The sequence below is a fragment of the Stenotrophomonas koreensis genome (genome assembly GCF_001431525.1).
GTDB lineage: Bacteria > Pseudomonadota > Gammaproteobacteria > Xanthomonadales > Xanthomonadaceae > Stenotrophomonas > Stenotrophomonas koreensis.
The window spans coordinates 194506-216094 of sequence record NZ_LDJH01000012.1 but is presented as its reverse complement, the minus strand read 5'-3'; the positions used below and the strand labels follow the sequence as shown (position 1 = coordinate 216094).

The 21589-nt window shown below is 64.0% G+C and carries 19 protein-coding genes, 3 tRNA genes and 1 pseudogene; 11 read left to right on the top strand and 12 right to left on the bottom strand.

Features of this window, described 5'->3' with window-relative positions:
* Positions 1-21: 21 nt before the first annotated feature.
* The 3 genes from ABB25_RS08100 to ABB25_RS08090 form a co-directional block, all read right to left on the bottom strand.
* A tRNA-Ala gene (locus ABB25_RS08100) sits at positions 22-97 on the bottom strand.
* A 54-nt stretch (positions 98-151) separates the two neighbouring features.
* A tRNA-Glu gene (locus ABB25_RS08095) sits at positions 152-227 on the bottom strand.
* Positions 228-275: 48 nt separating this feature from the next.
* Positions 276-351 (bottom strand) — tRNA-Ala (locus tag ABB25_RS08090).
* Positions 352-622: 271 nt separating this feature from the next.
* On the opposite strand from ABB25_RS08090, the gene ABB25_RS14310 reads away from it, so the two are divergent.
* On the top strand, positions 623-1237 hold the full coding sequence (locus ABB25_RS14310) for a DNA-binding protein (protein ID WP_083488189.1): 615 nt from the start codon (positions 623-625) through the stop codon (positions 1235-1237).
* Between the two features lie 10 nt (positions 1238-1247).
* On the opposite strand, the gene ABB25_RS08080 is transcribed toward ABB25_RS14310, so the two are convergent.
* A complete protein-coding gene (locus tag ABB25_RS08080) occupies positions 1248-2393 on the bottom strand; it encodes a site-specific integrase (RefSeq protein WP_244477774.1) in 1146 nt (381 codons plus the stop codon).
* A 1447-nt stretch (positions 2394-3840) separates the two neighbouring features.
* Between ABB25_RS08080 and ABB25_RS14305 the strand changes: the two are divergent.
* A pseudogene (locus tag ABB25_RS14305) lies at positions 3841-4451 on the top strand (ISL3 family transposase); the annotation flags it as partial.
* Between the two features lie 56 nt (positions 4452-4507).
* Here the strand turns inward: ABB25_RS14305 and ABB25_RS08075 are convergent.
* The 5 genes from ABB25_RS08075 to ABB25_RS08055 form a co-directional block, all read right to left on the bottom strand.
* Positions 4508-5206 (bottom strand): YiaD family glycine zipper/OmpA-like lipoprotein, encoded by a 699-nt coding sequence (locus ABB25_RS08075; RefSeq protein ID WP_057665716.1) that lies wholly within the window; start codon positions 5204-5206, stop codon positions 4508-4510.
* Positions 5207-5331: 125 nt separating this feature from the next.
* Positions 5332-6747, bottom strand: coding sequence for a cryptochrome/photolyase family protein (locus ABB25_RS08070; protein WP_057665714.1), 1416 nt, complete (start codon positions 6745-6747; stop codon positions 5332-5334).
* A gap of 265 nt (positions 6748-7012) precedes the next feature.
* Complete coding sequence (locus ABB25_RS08065) at positions 7013-8428, bottom strand: replicative DNA helicase (protein ID WP_057665712.1); 1416 nt, start codon at positions 8426-8428, stop codon at positions 7013-7015.
* 212 nt (positions 8429-8640) lie between these two features.
* Positions 8641-10587, bottom strand: a complete 1947-nt coding sequence (asnB, locus tag ABB25_RS08060; RefSeq protein ID WP_057665710.1) for an asparagine synthase (glutamine-hydrolyzing) — start codon at positions 10585-10587, stop codon at positions 8641-8643.
* Between the two features lie 95 nt (positions 10588-10682).
* The gene (locus ABB25_RS08055) at positions 10683-11468 is read right to left on the bottom strand and encodes a glycine zipper 2TM domain-containing protein (protein ID WP_057665708.1); all 786 of its coding nucleotides are present in this window, start codon (positions 11466-11468) and stop codon (positions 10683-10685) included.
* Positions 11469-11618: 150 nt separating this feature from the next.
* Between ABB25_RS08055 and ABB25_RS08050 the strand changes: the two genes are divergently transcribed.
* Positions 11619-11837, top strand: coding sequence for a DUF6116 family protein (locus tag ABB25_RS08050; protein ID WP_057665705.1), 219 nt, complete (start codon positions 11619-11621; stop codon positions 11835-11837).
* A 6-nt stretch (positions 11838-11843) separates the two neighbouring features.
* The gene (locus ABB25_RS08045) at positions 11844-12629 is read left to right on the top strand and encodes a TatD family hydrolase (RefSeq protein ID WP_057665746.1); all 786 of its coding nucleotides are present in this window, start codon (positions 11844-11846) and stop codon (positions 12627-12629) included.
* On the opposite strand, the gene ABB25_RS08040 is transcribed toward ABB25_RS08045, so the two are convergent.
* Positions 12626-13423: a tRNA threonylcarbamoyladenosine dehydratase gene (locus ABB25_RS08040; protein ID WP_057665703.1), complete on the bottom strand. Its 798-nt coding sequence runs from the start codon at positions 13421-13423 to the stop codon at positions 12626-12628. The genes ABB25_RS08045 and ABB25_RS08040 overlap by 4 nt on opposite strands.
* A 69-nt stretch (positions 13424-13492) precedes the next feature.
* On the opposite strand from ABB25_RS08040, the gene ABB25_RS08035 reads away from it, so the two are divergent.
* The gene (locus ABB25_RS08035; RefSeq protein ID WP_057665700.1) at positions 13493-13936 is read left to right on the top strand and encodes a hypothetical protein; all 444 of its coding nucleotides are present in this window, start codon (positions 13493-13495) and stop codon (positions 13934-13936) included.
* 82 nt (positions 13937-14018) lie between these two features.
* Positions 14019-14492, top strand: coding sequence for a glycine zipper 2TM domain-containing protein (locus tag ABB25_RS08030; protein WP_057665699.1), 474 nt, complete (start codon positions 14019-14021; stop codon positions 14490-14492).
* A 72-nt stretch (positions 14493-14564) separates the two neighbouring features.
* Here ABB25_RS08030 and ABB25_RS08025 read toward each other — a convergent pair whose 3' ends face one another.
* A complete protein-coding gene (locus ABB25_RS08025; RefSeq protein WP_057665697.1) occupies positions 14565-14774 on the bottom strand; it encodes a cold-shock protein in 210 nt (69 codons plus the stop codon).
* 229 nt (positions 14775-15003) lie between these two features.
* On the opposite strand from ABB25_RS08025, the gene ABB25_RS08020 reads away from it, so the two are divergent.
* A complete protein-coding gene (locus ABB25_RS08020; protein WP_057665695.1) occupies positions 15004-15489 on the top strand; it encodes a DUF456 domain-containing protein in 486 nt (161 codons plus the stop codon).
* A gap of 130 nt (positions 15490-15619) precedes the next feature.
* Positions 15620-16759 carry a phospholipase A gene (locus tag ABB25_RS08015; RefSeq protein WP_057665693.1) on the top strand — a complete coding sequence of 380 codons (1140 nt, stop codon included), beginning with the start codon at positions 15620-15622 and terminating at the stop codon, positions 16757-16759.
* A gap of 136 nt (positions 16760-16895) precedes the next feature.
* On the opposite strand, the gene ABB25_RS08010 is transcribed toward ABB25_RS08015, so the two are convergent.
* Positions 16896-18416 carry a fumarate hydratase gene (locus ABB25_RS08010; RefSeq protein ID WP_244477778.1) on the bottom strand — a complete coding sequence of 507 codons (1521 nt, stop codon included), beginning with the start codon at positions 18414-18416 and terminating at the stop codon, positions 16896-16898.
* Between the two features lie 182 nt (positions 18417-18598).
* Here ABB25_RS08010 and ABB25_RS08005 point away from each other — a divergent pair, with 182 nt between their 5' ends.
* From ABB25_RS08005 to ABB25_RS07995, 3 genes are all read left to right on the top strand, one after another.
* On the top strand, positions 18599-19249 hold the full coding sequence (locus tag ABB25_RS08005) for a trimeric intracellular cation channel family protein (RefSeq protein ID WP_057665689.1): 651 nt from the start codon (positions 18599-18601) through the stop codon (positions 19247-19249).
* 65 nt (positions 19250-19314) lie between these two features.
* On the top strand, positions 19315-19632 hold the full coding sequence (locus ABB25_RS08000; RefSeq protein ID WP_160319422.1) for a BON domain-containing protein: 318 nt from the start codon (positions 19315-19317) through the stop codon (positions 19630-19632).
* A gap of 40 nt (positions 19633-19672) precedes the next feature.
* Entirely contained in the window at positions 19673-21526 is a 1854-nt protein-coding gene (locus tag ABB25_RS07995; RefSeq protein ID WP_057665685.1) for an ABC transporter ATP-binding protein, read from the top strand.
* Positions 21527-21589 lie beyond the last annotated feature (63 nt).

Genomic DNA, 21589 nt, shown 5'->3' with positions numbered 1-21589 from the left:
AAAGCTGTCTAGTGTTTTAAGTGGTGGAGCCAAGCGGGCTCGAACCGCTGACCTCCTGCATGCCATGCCGGCGCTCTCCCAGCTGAGCTATGGCCCCGATGTAACCTTCCAGTCTTTCGACTGGCCTTCCCTGGGAGGGAAGGGTGATGATTGGCGTCCCCACGGGGATTCGAACCCCGGTCGCCACCGTGAAAGGGTGATGTCCTAGGCCTCTAGACGATGGGGACGCATTGATCATCAAATTTTGTTGTCTTCAAACGGCCTAGTGTTTGAAGTGGTGGAGCCAAGCGGGATCGAACCGCTGACCTCCTGCATGCCATGCAGGCGCTCTCCCAGCTGAGCTATGGCCCCGGTGTTGCCGAGAACGAAATAATAGCCAGACACGCAGGGCAGCACAAGCTTTTTTTCACAAAAATTTCCGAGGGGCTTGAAGCCTTGCCGGATCTGGGTGAAAGCTTGCTCCCGGGGCGGTTATGGTTGGATGGGGCAGCCGGCGGATGTCTCGCCACGGGCTGTTGCAGGGTGCAGTCCTGGTTGACCCAAAGCTTTAATCTCCTAAATTTATTACGTAATACGTAATTATCGTGTTACTATTTATTTACTCAGCACAGATGAAACCCCTATGCCCCGCGTGACCCGAATTGACCGCAGCGATGCGTTTGCCGCCATCGAGAGCATCATCTCCCGAGGGGAGGCGCCGACCCATATCAATGTGCGGGCAGAGCTTGGGCAACGAGGCTCGCCACCGGTGATTTCCAATTTCATCGGCAGCTGGTTCGCCTGCTACGGGCCGAGCTTGCTTGAGCGCGCACCGACTGAGGGGGGGCAGCCTGCCGTATCCACGCCGCCGACCTTGGGTGCGACCAGCGACGGGGGTACGATTGCGGCCTTGACTGCTGCGGCCTTGATGGAGATACAGCGTTCTGCCGCAGCACGCGAAGAGGCACACCAGCGCACCATCGATGCAGCCAAGCAGGAGCTGGCGCAGCAACAGCAGGCCTTGCACGAACAAATCAAAGCATTTGAGTTGCAGCAGCAGGGCAGCAAGGAGCACATCGAGCGCTGCTACAGCGACCGCGACGCCGCGCTGCAGGAACGCGACCGGGCGCTGGCCGACGCGGCGAACCTTCGCCAGGCGCTGGGTGAAAGCAAGGCGCAGCTGGCGATGATGCAGCGCCAGCTGGAGCAGCTCGGCGATCTGGCAGCGCGCATTTCCCGTTTGGAGACAAAGTCCTGAGCCACATCGATCAGGTCGATGGCTGCGGGTCGGGCTCGGCGGCATTGGCCAGCAGGTTGGCCACGGGCGCGGCCAGCAATTCTCCGGCCTGGTAATAGGCCATCAAGGTATTGACTGAGCGGTGGTCGGTCATCGCCATCACATCCGGAATCGCCATGTTCTGCCGTCCGGCTTCAGTGATGAAGCCCGAACGCAGGCTGTGCGCTGCCCAGTCGCCCTGCAGCCCTGCCAGCTGGGCCCGTCGTTTCACAATCAATGCAATATGGTTGCCGCTCAGCGCGGTTTTGGCAGGTTTTCCGCCGCGCAACAGTCGCACGAACACCGGCCCTTGGCTGATTGCCGCGGCCTGTAGCCAGGCAGACAGGGCCAGTGCGGCCTTACCGCGTATCGGCTTCTGGCGCACCTGTCCGTCGCGCTCGGTCTTGCTCAGCCCCAGGCTCAACGCATAGCTCCCGTCAGGATGCCTGAGTAGATCCTGGCACTGTATGTTGGCCAGTTCTGCCCGGCGCCGGCCACCGCTGCTCCAGCCCACCAGGAGGAGGGCGCGGTCACGCAACCCGCGCAAGCCGTCGTCGCAGGTGGCAAGCATGGCCTGCAAAGGGTCGGCAGTGGCGGCGGTTTTCTTGCTGATCCGTTCGCCCTCGTGCACCTGGGTGTTGCGCGCACTGCGCAGGACCGTGCGATAGCGAGCATCGTCGGTAGGGCTATCCCAACCGCGCAGACGATGGTATTTGCCCAGTACCGAGAGCCGGTGGACTACGGTATTGGTTTTCAGTGGACCCAACTCTCGCTTCACGCCCAGGCCAACCAGCTGCCGATCAATGGAGTGGGGGAGTTCAAGAGCCAGTATCCGGTCGTCATCGCGTCGCGCCAGGTGATCGATGATGAACTGCACCGCAGCGGCGACCGGCATCGGCCCGGCGCTGATGTCGGCATCAAAGCGCAAGCGGTACCACGCCTGCAGGTAGGCAAATGCGGCTGCGTAGCTGCGGACGGTGTTGGGTGGCGTACCTTGCTCAAGGAATTGTTCGACTGCACGCTGCGCGCCCGCCTCCAGGAACTCCAGGGAATGGGTGGATATTGAATTGAAATCCTTTTTTAATTCATTGGCTTGCAGGCTCTTCTTCATGGTTTGATTGTAGTTGATAACGACCACTTATCACACCTGTATGAAAGAAAAATCCATGCGCTCCAGGTCAACACACGGTTGGGTGCCGTCCGTTTGGATGGCTGTCGCCCGAGTTGCCCTGCGTGGGTAAGGTCCTGGACAAGACTATTGCACCTGCGCGGCACACAGTCATGCAACGACGGTCTGACGCGCCCGCCGAACTCCTCCAGCGCTGGGAGGTCGCTGAGCTGGTTCTGCTGACCCTGCATCAATAGCCGCTGCGGCTTGTGCATTGTCGCTCAAGACAGATCGGGCACCGATTCGCAGCCAGTCCAAGTGGCTGGTGGCTGGTGGCTGGTGGCTGGTGGCCAGCATTCTGTCAGCGCCCATTTCTCTATTGGCAAGCAGAACGGGCCGTCGTGCTGCAAGCGCGCGGTCGTACCCGCACGTTGCACCTACCGGCATGTGCCTGCCGTCCGGTTTTTACACAGGCCTGGCGGCCGGGATTCTTTCGATGGTTCAGGGTGAAATCCCTGAGGGGTGTGGCTTGTTGTTTGCTTCAGGTGTACTGAAGTGGCCTTCTTGCTGCGGATATGCCGCTGCCTGTGGGCGCGCTCATCGGCACAGGCTGCTGCGTATCAAAATCATCTGAATTCCCATAGGCCTCGCTACTCAACCCAGGAGGGTTGCTGCCGGCGCGTCAGGACACACGGCAATTCTCTGCAGGCCAGGAAGAGCCTGCATCCTTGAATCAGCCACGTGCGTTTCGCCCAAGGCAGCCGTCTTAATTACATAATATACATTATGCGAAGTAGTGGATTGCGCGCCGCCTTCGATGGGTTTTGTGGTGGCTTCGCGCTCGTGAGCTGCCTCGAGCCTGGCTGGCTTTGCCGACTGCTCGAATACTTCGGTTGTCATCTGCAAGCATCAAAAACCCGGTTGTCCCACAGTCGTGATTGCTCGAATGTGCGCCGTGTTCCCAATCGGGCGTATGCCGCCGTACGTGCGGCTCTGGCCCGGTCACAGGCGGATTGATCGCGTGCGATGCCAATCGCTGCGCTGGCAGGACGCGATGCCGCACGTTTTCTGGTGGGCACTGTGGCTGCCTGCCGTCGGTCCATTTCTTGCCGGACAGCCTGGTTGTGCTGTTCTATCGCCAGATCAATCGTCGCTGGCGGTGCATGCCAGATGGCTTCGGTCGCGCCTGGGCAAGGCTGGGACTGGTAAGAAACCGACAGGCCGCTTGTGCACTTGTAGACATGCTGTGCATGTCCGGCGGGCACGACAAACAGCCAACACAGGACGATGAGTCTGTTCATGATTGTCCTTCATCAGGCTCCAGCCAAACGACTGTTGCAGCGTGTGGATCTTCCCAATCGCAGGCCATCAGCCAGGCTTGTCATCGTCGATAGGACTATCCCGTAGCAGATCGGATGGACGGCGGTGATTTCGATCTGGATGTTTCATGACGCCGCTTGCCGTATGCCTGAAGACCAAGGCCGCTGTGGTGGGCGCGATGGTTCGCCATGGAATCAGCTCGTGCACCTTGGTGGCGATGGATGAGTTTGCCCTTCACAAGAGCCATCACTATGCCACGGTCGTGGTCGATCCGATCCGTCGTCAGGTCGTGTGGGTCAGCAACGGTCGCTCCCGCGAGACCGCGCGGACCTTCTTCGAGCAGCTCCCTGCCGGCGTTGCTGCGCAGATCCGGGCCGTCGCGATCGACATGACAACCACCTATGAGCTGGAGATCAAAGCCCGCTGTCCCAATGCCGAAGTCGTCTTCGACGTGTTCCATGTCGTGGCCAAGTACGGCCGCGAAGTGACCGACCGGGTGCGGGTCGATCAGGCCAACAGGCTGCGGCACGACAAACCGGCTGGAACAAGCCCAAGGCAGCGGTATCGCTGTACTGGCCCACTTCGCAATCAAGCTCAAAGCGTACCTGCAAGGGATCCTGTCCGGCTTGTCGGCACCCGCTCAACACCAGCATCGTCGAAGGCATCAACAACACGATCAAGGTCATCAAGCGCCGGGCCTACGGGTACCGTAATCAGAACTACTTCTTCCTGAAGATCCGTGTAGCATTCCCGGGCATTCAACGATGAACAAAAAAACGGGCCGCCGGATGGCGACCCGTTTGTACTCACTGGCGTGCTGGCAATCAGTTGTTGGTAAACGGCACCACACGGATCTCAACACGACGGTTGGCGGCACGGCCAGCCTCGGTGTTGTTGTCGGCAACCGGGTAGCGCTTGCCGGCCCCCAGGGTTTCAATCCGTGCGCTCTGCACGCCCTGGCCACGCAGGTAGTTGGCAACGGCCTCGGCACGCTCCCTGGAGATACGGTCATTCACCGCATCGCTGCCGATGCTGTCGGTATGCCCGACCACTTCGATCATGGTCTGGTTGTATTCGGCCAGGGTGGAGGCCACGCCATTGAGTGCACCGTAGAACTGCGGCTTGAGCGTGCTCTTGTTGAAATCGAAGGTGATGCCGTCAGGCAGGCTCAGGGTGATGTTGTCGCCCTGGCGGTCGACCTCGATCCCGGTATTGGCGGTGCGCTCACGCAGCGCACGCTCCTGGCGGTCCTGGTACTGGCCGATCGCGGCACCGCCAAGGGCGCCGATGCCGGCGCCGACCATGGCGTGCTGGCGACGTTCGGTGGCGCTGTCACCGGACAGCAGACCGGCCAGCACGCCAATGCCCGCGCCAATGGCGGCATTACGGCCGGTCTTGTTCTGCTGCTGGGTCGGATTGCCGCTGGCATCACTGTAGGTGTAGGAGCCACCGGTGGTGGCGCAGGCAGAAAGAACAGCGACGCTTACCAAAGCCAAAGACAGGTTGCGGATGGCAGTATTCATGGAGGCTCCTTGGGCATGACGCCCAGTCAGTAAGGCGTTCAGAATAAGTGTGTCGGCGAAATGTTCCAGTGATGATCGGAAAACTCCCCGGCACTCGTTCAGCTTGATAAGCAGCCCATTCAGCCTCAGCGGCAGGCGTGATAGGCGGCCAGTGCCGCCTCCCTGCCCTTGGCCAGATCAACCAACGGCCGCGGCGGGTAGCCGGGCGCTCCGCCATGCAACCAGGGGGCGAAACGTGCCTTGACCGGAAGCCGGCCCAGTTCGGGTAGCCAGCGGCTGATGTAGCGCGCTTGCGGATCAAATTTTTCAGCCTGGGTGACCGGGTTGAACACCCGGAAATAAGGCGCGGCATCCACACCGGTACCGGCGATCCATTGCCAGCCCAGGCTGTTGTTGGCCAGATCCGCGTCGACCAGGGTGTCCCAGAACCACCGCGCGCCGTGCAGCCAGTGCACGCGCATGTGCTTGCACAGCCAGCTGCCGACAATCATCCGTACCCGGTTGTGCATCCAGCCGGTGTGCCACAGCTCGCGCATGCCGGCATCAACAATCGGTACCCCGGTACGCCCCCGCTGCCAGGCCCGGAGGAAATCCTCCATTGCCGGCTGCCAGGCCATCTGTTCAAAGCGTGGGTTGAGGTTGCAATCAGCGCTGCGCGGGAAGTGATACAGCGTGTAGTGGGCAAAATCGCGCCAGGCCAGCTGGCGGAGATAGCCGGTTGCATCCGTCACGACTTCTGCATTACGTATTTCATTTATAGATTGTGCAATACGCCAAGGGGCAATCTCGCCAAAATGCAGATGTGGCGACAACAGCGAGGTGCCGACGCGGTCAGGCAGGTCACGTTGCTGCAGATAACCGCTCAATGCGCCCTCGACGAAGACCGACAGTGCCTGCCCCGCACCGGCTTCGCCGGGAACAAAACGTGACCAGAAACCAGCATCCCAGTCCAACGATGGGCTCAGCCCCAGCGTTGCCACGGGCAGGCTGGCCGGCAGCTCCGTCAACGGCAGGGCGGGCAGGTGCTGCGGTGCTGCCGACAAGGCCGGCAGCTGCAGCTGCGGTTGCAGCGCCTTCCAGAACGGGGTGAATACCTTGTATGGGGTCCCCTGCCCGCTCAACAGCTGCCAGGGCTCCACCAGCAGCCGGGCGTTGAAGCTGCGGGCCTGCACACCGCTCTCACGCAGGGCCAGCTTGATCCGTGCATCACGCTGGCTGATCAGTGGCTCATAGCGGCGGTTCCAGTACACCCCCTGCGCACCGGTGTGCCGCAGCAGCTGCTGCAGGCAGTCCAGGCTGTCGCCCTTTAGGATCAGCAGGTCACTGCCGCGCTGGCGCAGGTCTTGCTGCAATGCACTCAATGAGCGCGCCAGCCAGGCATTGGAAGCCGCTCCTGGCGCCCATTCCCCTTCCTCCTCCGGCGCGTGGATGTAGACCGGAATCGGCCGCAGTCCAGCAGCGAGTGCGGCATCCAGCGCGGGGTTGTCGGCCAGGCGCAGATCGCGGCGAAACCAGATCAGGGCAGAGGATGATGAGGACATGGCAGCAGCAGGGGCACGGGAGGAGATGGGGACGACCATCAGGATGGGCGCACGCTTGCAGTGGAGTGCATCACCCCATCAACCCGGAGCTGGCAGCACGCCTGACAAGCCCTCACTTCTACGCCGGGCCGGCCATTGTGGATGCACGCAGCATCATCTGCCCTGCCCGGCACCCTGATGGACACGTGCGGCACTGCCTAGCGCGCCAGCATCATGCGGGCCTTTGCTGCCGGCGCGGGGTGGCGATCCGCGCCCGCCGCCGGGATCACTCGAAAGAACCGACCGAATCGTGGGCCAGGTTGTCAAAACGGGTGTATTCACCGAAGAACTTCAGCTTGCACGAGCCGGTCGGGCCACCACGGTGCTTGCCGATGATGATTTCGGCCAGGCCCTTGTCCGGCGAGGTTTCCTTGTTGTAGTAGTCATCGCGATAGATGAACACGATCATGTCCGCGTCCTGCTCGATGGCGCCGGATTCGCGCAGGTCGGCCATCACCGGACGCTTGTCGGTACGCGTTTCCAGCGAGCGGTTGAGCTGGGACAGCGCAATCACCGGAACGTTCAGTTCCTTGGCCAGGCCCTTCAGCGAACGGCTGATCTCGGAGATCTCGGTGGCACGGTTCTCGCTGTTGCCCGGCACGCTCATCAGCTGCAGGTAGTCGATCACGATCAGGCCCAGGTCATGCTCACGCTTGAGCCGGCGGCACTTGGAGCGCAGCACTTCCGGCGACACCCCCGGGGTGTCGTCGATGAAGATCTTGGTTTCCTTGAGCATCTTGATCGCGCCGGTGACACGCGCCCAGTCCTCGTCCTCGAGCTGGCCGGTACGCAGGCGCGAGGCATTGATGCGGCCATTGGAAGAGATCAGGCGCATTGCCAGCTGCGAGGCCGACATTTCCATCGAGAATACTGCAACGCCCTTTTTCGACTTGATCGCCGCATATTCGGCGATGTTCAGCGCAAAGGTGGTCTTGCCCATCGCCGGACGGGCGGCCAGGATGATCAGGTCGGTCGGCTGCAGGCCGGCGGTCATGTTGTCAAAATCGGTGTAGCCGGTCGGCAGGCCGGTAATGTTGCCGCCGTTCTCGAAACGATTGCGCAGCTCCTCGAAGGCATCCTTCAGCGCCCCGGGCATGGCGACAAAGTCGGTACGACCCTTGGCGCCCTGCTCGGCGATGGCGAACACGCTCTTTTCGGCACTGGCCAACAGCTCGGTGCTGGGGCGGCCCTCGGGCTGGAAGCCGGAATCGACAATGTCGGTACCGACCTGGATCAACTGGCGCAGTACCGCCTTGTCACGCACGATTTCGGCGTAGGCCACGATGTTGGCAGCCGATGGCGTGGTCGTGGCCAGCTCCACCAGGTAGGCGCCATCATCGACCATGGCCAGCTTGCCCTGGCTGGCAAACCATTCGCCCAGGGTCACCGCATCAAACGGCTGGCCGCGTTCGGACAGGTCGCGGATGGCGGTGTAGATCTGCTGGTGATCACGCCGGTAAAAGTCTTCGGCAGTGAGCTGGTCATTGACCCGGTCATACGCCTCTGGCGCCAGCATCAAGCCCCCCAGTACGGCCTGCTCGGCCTCTACCGAATGCGGTGGCACCCGCAGCTGGTCCAGGCGCTGCTCATTGCTGCGCTCGTTGCGGGGGAAACGATCAGCGCGAAAGCCGGTACGCGACATGGGGATATTTTTCCTGACGACAAGCAAAAAAACACAACAGCCGGGCCGGAGCCGGGCAGACGCACAAGGCGCAACCACCAATCAAGCCACAAACAGGCGGCATTATCGCCCAAACCCGGCCAGACGGCTGATCCGGCAACCCGGACAGCTGCCTGCAGCCGGTGACCGGACGATGCTGTCCGATGAGCCGATGCCTGCTTCCCGGGCCAAGCTTAGCGCTGTTGGCCCGGCACCTGCGCACGCACCTGCTGCCAATGCTGCAACCAGCTCTGGAACATCAGCACGCCCCACAGATGGGTATGCCATTTACGCTGGCCAGCCTTGAACTGGCTCCAGATCGTGGCGATTGCATCGGCATCCAGATACCCCTCACGGCGCAGGCGCTGCCGGTCCAGCAACGCATCGGCCCAGGGCTGCAGCGCGCCGGACAGCCATTGCGACACCGGTGCACCGAAACCGCGTTTGGGCCGGTAGACCATCTCCTGCGGCAGGTAACGGCACAACACCTGTTTGAGCAGGGCCTTGGAATGGCGGCCATCGTGCTTGAAGGCCAGCGGCATCGACCAGGCCAGCTCGGCCACGCGCCAATCCAGCAGCGGCGCACGCGCCTCCAGCCCCACCGCCATGCTGGTGCGGTCGACCTTTACCAGCAAATCGTCGGGCAGATAGCAGGAAAAATCCGCCAGCATCATGGCATCAGCATCCTCGCCCTGCCCTGCCAGCGGGTCAGGCTGCTGGTAGATGCTGTCCAATGCGCCGGCACCGGCATTGCGGACAATGGCGACCGGGTCACGCCAGCGCTGCACGCGGTGGCGGTAGACATCACCAATGCCAAAGGCGTCCAGTTCGGCACGTACCGCTGCCAGGCCGCCAGTACGCCCGCCTTCGCCCACGGCACTTCCGAGCCGGCGACGCAGGCTGGCCGGAACTTTCCGCAGCATCGCCCAGTTGCGCAAGGCCCGGCTGTAGCGCAGGTAGCCAAAGAACAGCTCATCGCCACCATCGCCACTCAAGGCAACCGTCACCCCGCTGCGCGCCAGCCGTGCCACCAGCGCGGTAGGCACCTGCGAGGCATCGGCAAATGGCTCGTCGAACATCGCCGGCAGTTGTGGCACCACGGCCAGGGCATCGGCACCATCGACGTACAGCTCGGTGTGGCAGGTTCCCAGGTGCGTGGCCACGGCCTTGGCCAGCGGCGCCTCGTCATGGCTGGAGCCACGAAAGCCGATGCTGAAGCTGCGCACCTGGCCCTGCCCGCGCGCCTGCATCATCGAGGCCACCAGCGCCGAATCGGTCCCGCCGGAGAGGAACACCCCCACCGGCACATCGGCCACGCTGCGCAGGTTGACGGCATCGGCCAGCAGCCGGTCCACCGCGTCCACCGCCTGCTCGAAGCTGCCGGTAAAGCGATTGTCCAGCGCACGGCGCATGGCCTCGGCAGCCGACCAGAACGGGATCTGATCATGCCGGGGCTGGTGCGCCTGCGGGCCGGCCATGATGGCCGCCGCATCCAGCCACAGCACACAGCCGGGCTGCAGCTTCCAGCAATCCTTATGGATGCTGTGCGGGGCGGGGATGTAGTCCAGCTGCAGCAGCAGCGCCAGCGCATCGGGGTTGACCGGATTGCTGAACTGCGGGTGCTGCCACAACGCCTTGAGTTCTGAAGCAAATACCAGCGTATTTCCGGCCCAGCCGTAATACAGCGGTTTTTTGCCCACCCGGTCACGCGCCAGCGCCAGACGCCGGGTCTGGCTGTCCCACAGTGCGAGCGCAAACATGCCGTTGCTGCGCTCCAGCGCAGCCTCCAGGCCCCATTGCACGATGGCTGCCAGCAACACTTCGGTATCGGAATGGCCGGCAAAGGCATGACCCAGGCTGGCCAGCTCCTGGCTCAACTGCTGGAAGTTGTAGATTTCTCCGTTGTAGACCAGCTGATAGCGGCCATCGGCGCTGCGCATCGGCTGATGGCCCAGCGGTGAGAGGTCCTGGATGCTCAGCCGGCGATGTGCCAATGCCAGGCCCTGTCCGGCATCGACCCAGATCCCGGCATCATCCGGGCCCCGATGGGCGATGGCATTGCCCATCTGCTGCCCATACCGCTCCAGCTGCGCTTGGTCGTGCCCCGCTGCGGGAGCCCACAACCCTGCCAATCCACACATGCCTGCATCCACTGGCCCGGCGGGCCGCTGATCAACTCAAGGCGTGCATTGTGACCAGATTCAAGCGCGATTGCCTGGCCCGGTGCCGACACCGGTTACTGGATCGCGCCGGGCACCTGGCCGTCGACCAGGGTCAGCTGGTCACCCTGCGGGCGCTGCGGCAGGCGCACCTGGTGCTCATTGCCGTCCAGGCGGTAGGTGACGTCATAGCCAACGACCTCGCTGTCGGCATCCAGGACGATGCTCTGGCCTGGCTTGGTTTCCATGCGCCGGGTGGCAACGATGCCTTCGGCGGTCCGATAGGTGACGTCGTAACCGACCACCTTCTCTTCGCTGACCGGCACCTGGATGGTCTGGCACTGACGCTCCACCCGCTCGCTGACCCGGCCGCCGACATGCCGCTTGTCGACCTGGTTGCCAATCACGCCGCCGGCCACCGCACCGGCCACGGTAGCGACCTTGCGGCCGTCGCCGCCACCGATCTGGTTGCCGACCAGGCCGCCGATCACCGCGCCGGCGACAGTACCGCCGACATTGCCATCACGCTCAGGTGCTCGCTCCTGGACCACGACATCGTTGCACTGCTGCTCGTCGCGGGTGCTGTTGACGGTCTGCACGATCGGCGTGCTCTGGGTTACGGTCGCCGTGATCTGGCGCTGCTTGCGCACCGGCGACACCGCCACCACATCGGCCTGGGTCAGTTGTGCACCGGCCGGCAGCGTATCCGGGTCGACCGCATCGAGCGTACCGGCCAGGCCCGTGCTGGCTGCGGCCAGGTCCGCCTGCTTGCTCGCCCCTCCGGCCAGAAACGCAGCGGTAGCGATCCCGCCGACCAGCAAGGCGCCGCCAGCGGCCAGGATCAAGGTGTTCTTGTTGTTCATTGTCGTGGGGTCTCACAAAAAACGAGGCAGGCTGCAGATTTCAGCATGGATCAACTGAACTGATGGCAGAAATTTGACGCAACTGCGGATGGAATCACAGCTTGCCAGCCCCCATAGTGGTGACTACGCCTCTTCCATGAGCTTTTGTGCATGCCGAACGTGTTCTCCCTGGGTCTACTTGGCTGGGCCGGAAAACTGCGCTTTCCGACCCTGTTTGCCATCACCGCCGTGCTGTTCACGGTGTCGATGCTGCTTCCCGACCCGATCCCGTTCCTGGACGAGATCCTGTTCGGGCTGGGCACCTTGCTGCTGGCCAGCTGGAAAAAACGTAAACAACCGATCGACCCGGTCATCGATGGCCGACGCTGAGCCATGCTGGACCTGGTCGACTCGCACTGCCATCTGGATGACCCACGCTTTGATGCTGACCGCCAGTGCGTGATTGCCGCCGCTGCGGCAGCCGGTGTGCGCCAGATGGTGATCCCGGCCACGACAGCCGCGCGATGGCCGGCGGTGCGCGCAGCCAGCGCGATGGCCAAAGGCCTGTACCCGGTCTTCGGCCTGCACCCGATGTTCGTCGACGACCACCGGCCAACCGACCTGCGCGCACTGGAACAGGCGCTGGCAGCCGGTGAGGCGGTGGCGGTGGGCGAATGCGGCCTGGATTTCAGCTCGCCAGCCTGGGATGCGACACAGCAGCGCTACTACTTCCAGGCACAGATCAGCCTGGCCAGGCAGGCACGCCTGCCGTTGATCATCCATGCCCGCAAGGCGGTCGAAGAAGTGATCCTGACGCTGAAGCGCGCCGGGGACGTGGCCGCAGTGGTGCACAGCTATTCGGGCAGCATCGAGCAGGCCAGGCAATTGGCCGGGCTGGGGGTGCACATCAGCGTGGGCGGGCCGATGACCCACCCGCGCGCGCAACGGCTGCAGCGCCTGGTCGCAGCCCTGCCCGACTGGCAGCTGCTACTGGAGACCGATGCCCCGGACCAGCCCGATGCCTGTTGCCAGGGCCAGCGCAACGCGCCGGCCCGGCTGGCAGCGATCGCCGAATGTGCCGCCCGCCTGCGACAGACCACGCCGACAGCGCTGGCCAGCCTGACCAGCGCCAACGCCCGCCGTCTGTTCAACCTGCCCGCCCTGGAGCAAGCGGCGGTCTAGGCCGTCTTTTTCGGCGTGATCAGCATCTCGATTGCCTTGCCCGCGGCGGCAAATGCGAAGGCGCCGGTGATATGCGTCGCCGCGCCCAGACCGCCGCCACAGGCAAGATTCAATGCCGCATCCGGCCCCAGCTGCGGGCGGATGCCACAGACACTGCCGTCGGCCTGCGGGTAGTTGACGTTCTCCAGCGAGTACACCGCCGGCACCCCGAAATACCGCTTGGGGTTGGCCGGAAAATTGAACTCGGTGCGCAGCTTCTTGCGGATCAGCGCCAGCATCGCGTCGTGTTCGGTACGCGACAGGTCGCGGACCCGCACCTGGGTCGGGTCGGTACGGCCACCAGCCGCGCCGACCGTCAGCAGCGGGATCTTGCGGCGACGGCACCAGGCAATTGCCTCGACCTTGACCCGAAAGCTGTCGCAGGCATCAATCACCAGGTCAAATCCCTGGTCGAGCAGCTGCTGTTGATTGGAAGGGGTCAGGAAAGACTCGACCACGGTTACCTGGCAGAGTGGGTTGATCGCCCGGCAACGCTCGGCCATTGCCTGGCTCTTGTTGCGGCCGTATTGCCCTTCCAGTGCCGGCAACTGGCGGTTGGTGTTGGATACGCAGATATCGTCGGCATCGATCAGGGTCAGGCTACCCACGGCGGTGCGCGCCAATGCCTCGACAATCCATGAGCCGACCCCGCCCATGCCCACCACGGCCACCTTGCAGGCGGCCAGCCGCTGCACCGTGCCAACCCCGTACAACCGGTCAATGCCGGCAAATCGTTCGCGCAGAATCTCGTTCATCGTGGCATTTTAGCGTGCTGGCCGGCAGTGGCCGCAGTACCATCAACGGCTGTTCAAGGAGACTTTGCCATGGCCGACGAGCTGCTTTCGAAAAAGACCCCCTCCACCGCCTCGCGCTATCTGTTCGTGCTGATCTTTGGCCTGGTGCTGGGCATCATCGCCACGGTGATGGGCATGCGCGCCTGGCAACAGCGCCAGGATCCGTTCCCCGGCGCGCTGATGACCATCATGGCCAAACAAAGTGCGGCATTGCGCCAGACCCAGGAGCAAAGCCGTTGCACCCCGGCCGATGTCGTACAGCCACTGCAGACCCTGCGCGCATTGACCAACGATATCGATGCCGCTTTCCCGCAGTTCAAGGACGATGTCCAGTTCCAGAAACAGGCAGCCGAGCTGCGCTCCACCCTCAATGCGGCCCTGCTCGCGCCGCCGGCCGATTGCCAGGCACTGGCTGAACTCAACCAGGCCATTGGCCAGACCTGCAAGGGCTGCCATCAGGTTTTCAAACCCTGACCGTCAGATTCTCACTGCATTCATCTATCAGTGGACACCATGCCCATCAACCCAGCTAACCCGCTTTGGTAAGGAGACAAACATGAAGCTCTCGGTGATGATTCCGGCCGGCCTGACAGTCCTGGCACTGGTCGGCTGTGCCAGCGGTGGTGGCTACAACAGTGGTTACAACAACGGTTACAACAGCGGCTATGCCAGCAGCCAGGTGTGCAGCGACTGCGGCACGGTCACCCGCATCATGGTGCTCGATTCCGGCCGCACCGCTCCGGCCGCCACGGGTGCGGTACTGGGTGGCATCGTCGGCGCTGTTGCAGGGCACGAGATTGCTGACCATACCGGCGGCAGCCGTGGCAACAAGAATGTCGCCGCCGTTGCCGGTGCTGCGGCCGGCGCGCTTGCCGGCAACCGTATCCAGCAAAACACCACCGGTGTCAGTTATGACATCACCGTACGCATGGACGATGGCCGTGTCGTGGTGGTCAACCAGAAGTCGGTAGAAGGCTTCGGCCAGAACAGCCAGGTGCGCGTGGTCAACGGCCGCGTTGTTGCCCGCTGATTGTTCTGCCGCCGCTTTAAACGACAAGGCCCGCAACTTGCGGGCCTTGTCGTTTATCGATATCGGAGGTGCTCAGGCCGGCTGCACGGCATCAGCCTGCAGGCCCTTCTGCCCCTGGACCACGGTGAAGGAGACCTTCTGCCCTTCCTTCAGGCTCTTGAAGCCCTGGATTTGAATGGCACGGAAGTGCACGAACACATCTTCGCCATTCTCGCGGCTGATGAAGCCAAAACCCTTGGCATCATTGAACCACTTCACCGTACCGGTTTCACGCTCTGCCATCTTTCTCTCTCCAACTTCCAGTATTAAGCAAACAAGTGGTGTAGATACTTCGACTGCGGCTTACTGCAAGGAGGAATCGATCGTGCAGGTCGGCATTCCGGCCCCCCACCCAAGCCGTTGTAACTGACTTGGCAAAGCCCAGCGTCAAAAAATTAACAGCGCCAAAATCAAAAAGCAACCTTTCGGCACGCAATCTGTCAAGCCCCTTTGGACACAGTGGGAACCCACCATGGATAGTTCGTTCATCTTTTATCTGCTCGCGGGCCTGCTGGTGGCCATCGGCATTGCCGGCATCCTGCTGCCGGCGCTGCCCGGCCTGCCGCTGGTATTTTCAGGCCTGTTGCTGGCGGCATGGACCGATGACTTCCAGCGGGTGGGCTGGCTGCCGCTGCTGGCACTGGGCGTGATGACCCTGGTCTCGGTGCTGGTGGATATCGTCGCTTCTGCCTTGGGCGCCAGAGGGCTGGGCGCAAGCCGGCAGGCGATGCTGGGGGCCATCGTCGGTAGCCTGGTCGGCCTGCTGTTCCTGCCGTGGGGGTTGTTGGCCGGCCCCTTTTTCGGCGCCCTGCTCGGTGAGTACTGGCAGACGCGCAAGCTGGGCCTGGCCACCAAGGTCGGGCTGGCCACCTGGCTGGGCCTGGTCATTGCGGTGGCATTGAAGCTGGGCCTGGCCGTTGCGATGCTGGGGCTGTTCGCGCTGGCCTGGTGGTGGTGATGGCCCAACCACTCTGGTTCTGGGCAAGCCCGAAGACAATGCGCTGGCAATAAACCGCGATAATCTTCATCGCGCTGGCCCGCATCTGCTGGCTGCGCCTCCATTCTGGCAATGACCACGGATCCCTTTCATGCCTGTACGCACTGCCGCCCTTGCCTCTGCCCTGCTCTGCCTGCTTGGCCGGCCCGCCCTGGCCAGCGAGCCCGCACCACCGAGCCCGTCGGCCCAGGCCTGCGTGGCGCTGTCTTCCGACGCCGCCCGACTGGCCTGCTATGACGCCGCCCTCGGGCGCATGACTCCCGATCCCGCCGCGGCAGATGAAGCGGCCGCACAGGCGCGTGCCCAACGGCGCGAGGAGCAGTCCAGCACCAGTGCGCCGCTCCCGCGCGGTGAACGGCTGCGTGAGTTTTTCACTACCGATCTTCATGCCAGTGGCGATGAAGCCAATGCCGGCAAGGGCTCGCTGCTGGACAGCCGCTGGGAGCTGGCCAACGATTCCAAGCTCGGCACCTTCCAGCTGCGGGCCTACAAGCCGGTCTACCTGCTGCCGGCGTTCTGGTCCAGTGACCCGAACCAGCTGCCGTCCTCGCCCAATCCGAACAACACCACCACCACCGCCCAGGCCATCGACAACACCGAGCTGAAATTCCAGCTCAGTTTCAAGACCAAGGTCGCCGAGAACGTGTTCGGCGACAACGGCGACATCTGGATGGGCTATACCCAGTCCTCGCGCTGGCAGGCTTACAACAGCGAGGTTTCGCGCCCGTTCCGGGAAACCAACTACGAGCCGGAAGTGATGCTGGCCTTCCGCAATGGCTACTCGCTGCTGGGCTGGAACGGACGAATGACCGCGCTGCACCTGAACCACCAGTCCAATGGCCGCTCCGACCCGCTGTCGCGCTCCTGGAACCGGGTGATCCTCAATGTCGGCCTGGACCGTGACAACTGGGCGTTGATGCTGCGGCCGTGGTACCGGGTGCCGGAGAGCAACAGCGAGGACAACAACCCGGATATCGATGACTACATCGGCCGTGGCGATGCCACCGTGGTCTGGACGCGCGATGGCCATACCCTGTCGCTGACCGGCCGCCACTCGCTGCGCGGCGGCGAGCGTTCGCACGGTTCGCTGCAGGTCGATTACGGCTTCCCGCTGACCAACCTGCTGCGCGGCCACCTGCAGGTATTCAGCGGCTATGGCGAAAGCATGATCGACTACAACCACAAATCCACCCATGTCGGCCTGGGGGTCTCGCTGCTGGACTGGTTCTGATGGCACCGCCATGCCCAGCGGTGCAGACCGGGAGGCAGGGTATTCCCCGACAAGCGCGCCGGTGTCAGCGCGCCGGTGCCGCAACAACAAAAAGCCCGGGCAGTGCCCGGGCTTTTTGCTACTGGTCGATCGCAGCTTACGCCACGACCACCGGGATCTTGCCGATCTTCGCCTGCCAGGTCTTCGGGCCGGTCTGGTGCACCGACTCGCCGGTGGAATCCACCGCCACGGTCACCGGCATGTCCTGGACCTCGAACTCGTAGATCGCCTCCATGCCCAGGTCGGCAAAACCGACCACCTTGGCGGCCTTGATCGCCTTGGACACCAGGTAGGCCGAACCACCGACGGCCATCAGGTAGGCCGACTTGTGCTTCTTGATCGCCTCGATCGCGGCCGGGCCGCGCTCGGCCTTGCCGACCATGCCGAGCAGGCCGGTCTGCTCCAGCACCTGCTCGGTGAACTTGTCCATGCGGGTGGCGGTGGTCGGGCCGGCCGGGCCGACGACTTCGTCACGCACCGGATCGACCGGGCCGACGTAGTAGATGAAGCGGCCCTTCAGATCGACCGGTAGCTGCTCACCCTTGTTGAGCATGTCCACCATGCGCTTGTGCGCGGCGTCGCGGCCGGTGAGCAGCTTGCCGTTGAGCAGCAGGATCTGGCCCGGCTTCCAGCTGGCCACTTCTTCCGGGGTGATGGTGTCCAGGTTGACCCGGGTGCCCTTGGAGGCGTCGTAGGTCAGCTTTGGCCAGTCTTCCAGCGATGGCGGATCCAGCATCACCGGGCCGCTGCCGTCCAGGGTGAAATGGGCGTGGCGGGTGGCGGCGCAGTTGGGAATCATCGCCACCGGCAGGTTGGCCGCGTGGGTCGGGAAATCCTTGACCTTGATGTCCAGCACGGTGGTCAGGCCACCCAGGCCCTGGGCGCCGATGCCCAGTGCGTTGACCTTCTCATAAAGCTCCAGACGCAGCTCTTCGGCGCGGTTGGAGGCACCACGGGCCTGCAGCTCGGTGATGTCGATCGGCTCCATCAGCGCCTCCTTGGCCAGCAGCATCGCCTTCTCGGCGGTACCACCAATGCCGATGCCGAGCATGCCCGGCGGGCACCAGCCGGCGCCCATGGTCGGCACGGTCTTGAGCACCCAGTCAACGATCGAGTCGGACGGGTTGAGCATGGCGAACTTGCTCTTGGCTTCCGAGCCGCCCCCCTTGGCCGCGACGATCACCTCGACGGTGTTGCCCGGTACCACCTTGACGTTGACCACGCCCGGGGTGTTGTCCTTGGTATTGATGCGCTTGCCGGCCGGGTCAGCCAGCACCGAGGCGCGCAGCTTGTTGTCCGGGTGCGCGTAGGCACGGCGCACGCCCTCGTTGGCCATGTCCTCCACGCCCATGGTGGCGTCGTCCCAGCGCACGTTCATGCCGATCTGAAGGAACACGGTGACGATGCCCGTGTCCTGGCAGATCGGGCGATGACCCTCGGCGCACATGCGCGAGTTGATCAGGATCTGCGCCATCGCTTCCTTGGCCGCCGGCGACTCCTCGCGCTCGTAGGCGGCGGCGAGGTTCTTGATGTAGTCGACCGGGTGGTAGTACGAGATGTACTGCAGGGCATCGGCGATGGACTGGATCAGGTCTTCCTGCTTGATCGAAACCGGCAGGTGGGGGTCGCGGTTGGCGTTGGTCTGGCTCACGGCGGGCATTCGGCTTGCAGTGGATAACTGCTTAATTCTACGCCGGTTCGCCGCCACGCGCCCGCCTACCAAGGGATAACGGCAATCCAAGTGGCCGGGCGGCCGTTACGGCGATGGTGGGCGCACGCGCGGGCGGGCAAAATGGCGGCATGGAAACTTTTGTTCTGATTCTGGATCTGATCGGCACGTTTGCCTTCGCCCTTTCCGGCGCAACCCTGGGGGTACGCCGGCGGCTGGATATCTTCGGGGTGCTGGTGCTGTCCTTTGCCGCCGCACTGGCCGGCGGCATGACCCGCGATGTACTGATCGGCGCCACCCCGGTGGTGGCGATCAGCGACTGGCGTTATCCGGCAACCACCCTGGTGGCCGGGGTGGTCACCTTTTTCTGGGCGCCGCTGATCGAGCGGCTGCAGTTCCCGGTACGTCTGTTCGACGCCATGGGGCTGGCGCTGTTTGCGGTGGCCGGCACCGAGAAGGCATTGTCCTTTGGCATCGCCCCGCCAATGGCGGCGGCGCTGGGGATGCTGGCCGGCATCGGCGGCGGCATCGCCCGCGATGTGCTGGTAGCACGGGTACCCCTGGTGCTGCAGGCCGAGCTGTACGCGATTGCGGCCCTGGCCGGGGCGGCGGTGGTGGCCATCGGCCACTGGCTGGCCCTGCCCCCCCTGCCCTGCGCCCTGGCCGGGGCCGGCCTGTGCTTCGGCCTGCGGGTGATGGCCATGCACTTCGGCTGGCACCTGCCGGTGGCCCTGCAGGGCAACAGCGATGATCCGCCGGCGCCGGACGGCCCGCCACGCTGAGTGGCGGACAGCACGCTAACGCCATCACTGGCATGCTGCATTCCCCTTGCATGGAGGACCTGCGCATGACCCAGAACCGAGCCGACTCCCTCATTGCCGCCGACGTGGTGCAGCTGCTGGGCACCCACGGTCAGGCCAGCCAGGTGCTGGCCCAGGTCACCGATGGCCATGTCGTGCTGCGGGGCGATGTGCCCAGCGCCGAGGTCGCGGCCGATATCCGCGCACGGATCCAGGCCCTGATCGGTGTCCGCGGGGTGGACAGCCGCCTGCAGGTGGACAGTGGCAGCCGGGCCTTCGGTGAGCCGGGCCAGGCCGTGCGCGACAATCCCGACGGGGACAGCGCGGTTCTGGCCGCCGAGGCCGAATTGCGTCCCCGCCGCTGACCCTGCCCGACCTGCCCGCACTGGAACCTTCGCCCTGCCCATGAGTACTGCCCCGGCTGCCCGTCCCACCTTGCGCGAACGTTTCGGTGCGCTGCGCAACATCCCGCCCTTCCTGGCCATGATCTGGCGCACCAGTGCCGGTCTGACCCTGGCCAGCCTTGGCCTGCGCCTGATCCGGGCCCTGCTGCCGGTGACCATGCTCTGGGTGGGCAAGCTGATCATCGACGAGGCCGTACGCCTGGCCGGGCTGCCCGGGCCGTTTCCACCGCTGGAGCAAGCCCTGTCGTCGGGCCTGCTGACCCCGCTGCTGTGGCTGCTGGCGGCCGAGTTCGGCCTGGCCATCGGCTCGGACCTGCTCGGCCGGCTGGTCAGCTATGCCGACAGCATGCTTGGCGAGCTGTTCACCAACGCCAGCTCGGTGGCCCTGATGGAGCATGCCGCCCGGCTGGACCTGGAAGACCTGGAAGACCCCGAGCAGCAGGACAGGCTGGAACGGGCCCGCCGCCAGACCATGGGCCGCTCCAGCCTGATGAGCCAGCTGTTTGGCCAGGTGCAGGACATCATCACCGTGGCCAGCCTGGCCGTGGGCTTGGTGGTGTATGCGCCCTGGCTGATCGTGCTGCTGGCCGTTGCCCTGGTACCGGCCTTCATCGGCGAATCGCACTTCAATACCCAGGGCTACACCCTCAACTTCCATTGGACCCCGGAGCGGCGCCAGCTCGAATACATCCGCCAGACCGGGGGCAGCGTGGAAACGGCCAAGGAAGTGAAGATCTTCGGCCTGCACCACTTCCTGATCGCCCGTTACAAACAGCTGGCCGGCAAGTTCTACCTGGCCAACCGCTCGCTGGCGCGCCGGCGTGCCGCCTGGGGTACGGCGCTGGCCGCGCTGGGTACGGCCGGTTACTACCTGGCCTATGCCTACATCGCCTGGCGCACGGTGCGCGGCGAATTTTCCGTCGGCGACCTGACCTTCCTGGCCGGCAGCTTCCAGCGCCTGCGCCAGCTGCTCGAAGGCCTGCTGGTGGGCTTCTCCCAGGTCGCCAGCCAGGCGCTGTACCTGGATGACCTGTTTTCCTTCTTTGCCATCGAGCCGGAAATCGACTCCAGGCCCGGCGCCCTGCCCGTGCCCAAGCCACTGCGGCAGGGGTTTGTCTTCGAGGATGTGGGCTTCTGTTACCCCGGCTCGAGCAAATGGGCGGTACGCCACCTGAGCTTTGAGCTGCGTGCCGGTGAGGTACTGGCCCTGGTCGGCGAGAACGGGGCCGGCAAGACCACCCTGGTCAAGCTGCTGGCCCGGCTCTACGACCCGGACGAGGGCCGCATCCTGCTCGATGGGGTGGACCTGCGCGATTACGACGTCGATGACCTGCGCGCCAACCTGGGCGTGATCTTCCAGGACTTCGTCCGCTACCACCTCACCGCGGCCGAGAACATCGGCGTCGGTCAGGTCGATGCCATGGGCGACCGCGCCCGCATCGAGGAAGCCGCCCGCCGTGGCATGGCCGATGCCGTGATTGCCGGCCTGCCCGATGGCTACGAGCAGATTGTCGGCCGCCGCTTCCGCCAGGGCGTGGACCTGTCCGGTGGTCAGTGGCAGAAGATCGCCATCGCCCGAGCCTACATGCGCGATGCCCAGGTGATGATCCTGGATGAGCCGACCGCGGCACTGGATGCGCGCAGTGAGTTCGAGGTCTTCCAGCGCTTCAAGGAGCTCTCTTCCGGGCGCACCGCGGTGTTGATCTCGCACCGCTTCTCCTCCGTGCGCATGGCCGACCGCATCCTGGTGCTGGGCAATGGCCGGGTCGAAGCGTCCGGCACCCACGAGCAGCTGATGGCCGCGGGCGGCCGCTATGCCGAACTGTTCGCACTGCAGGCCGAGGGCTATCGCTGAACGTGGATTTCAAGCCCGGCTTGGCCCTTGAGGTAGAATCAGCCTGTTGACTCACCGATGTAA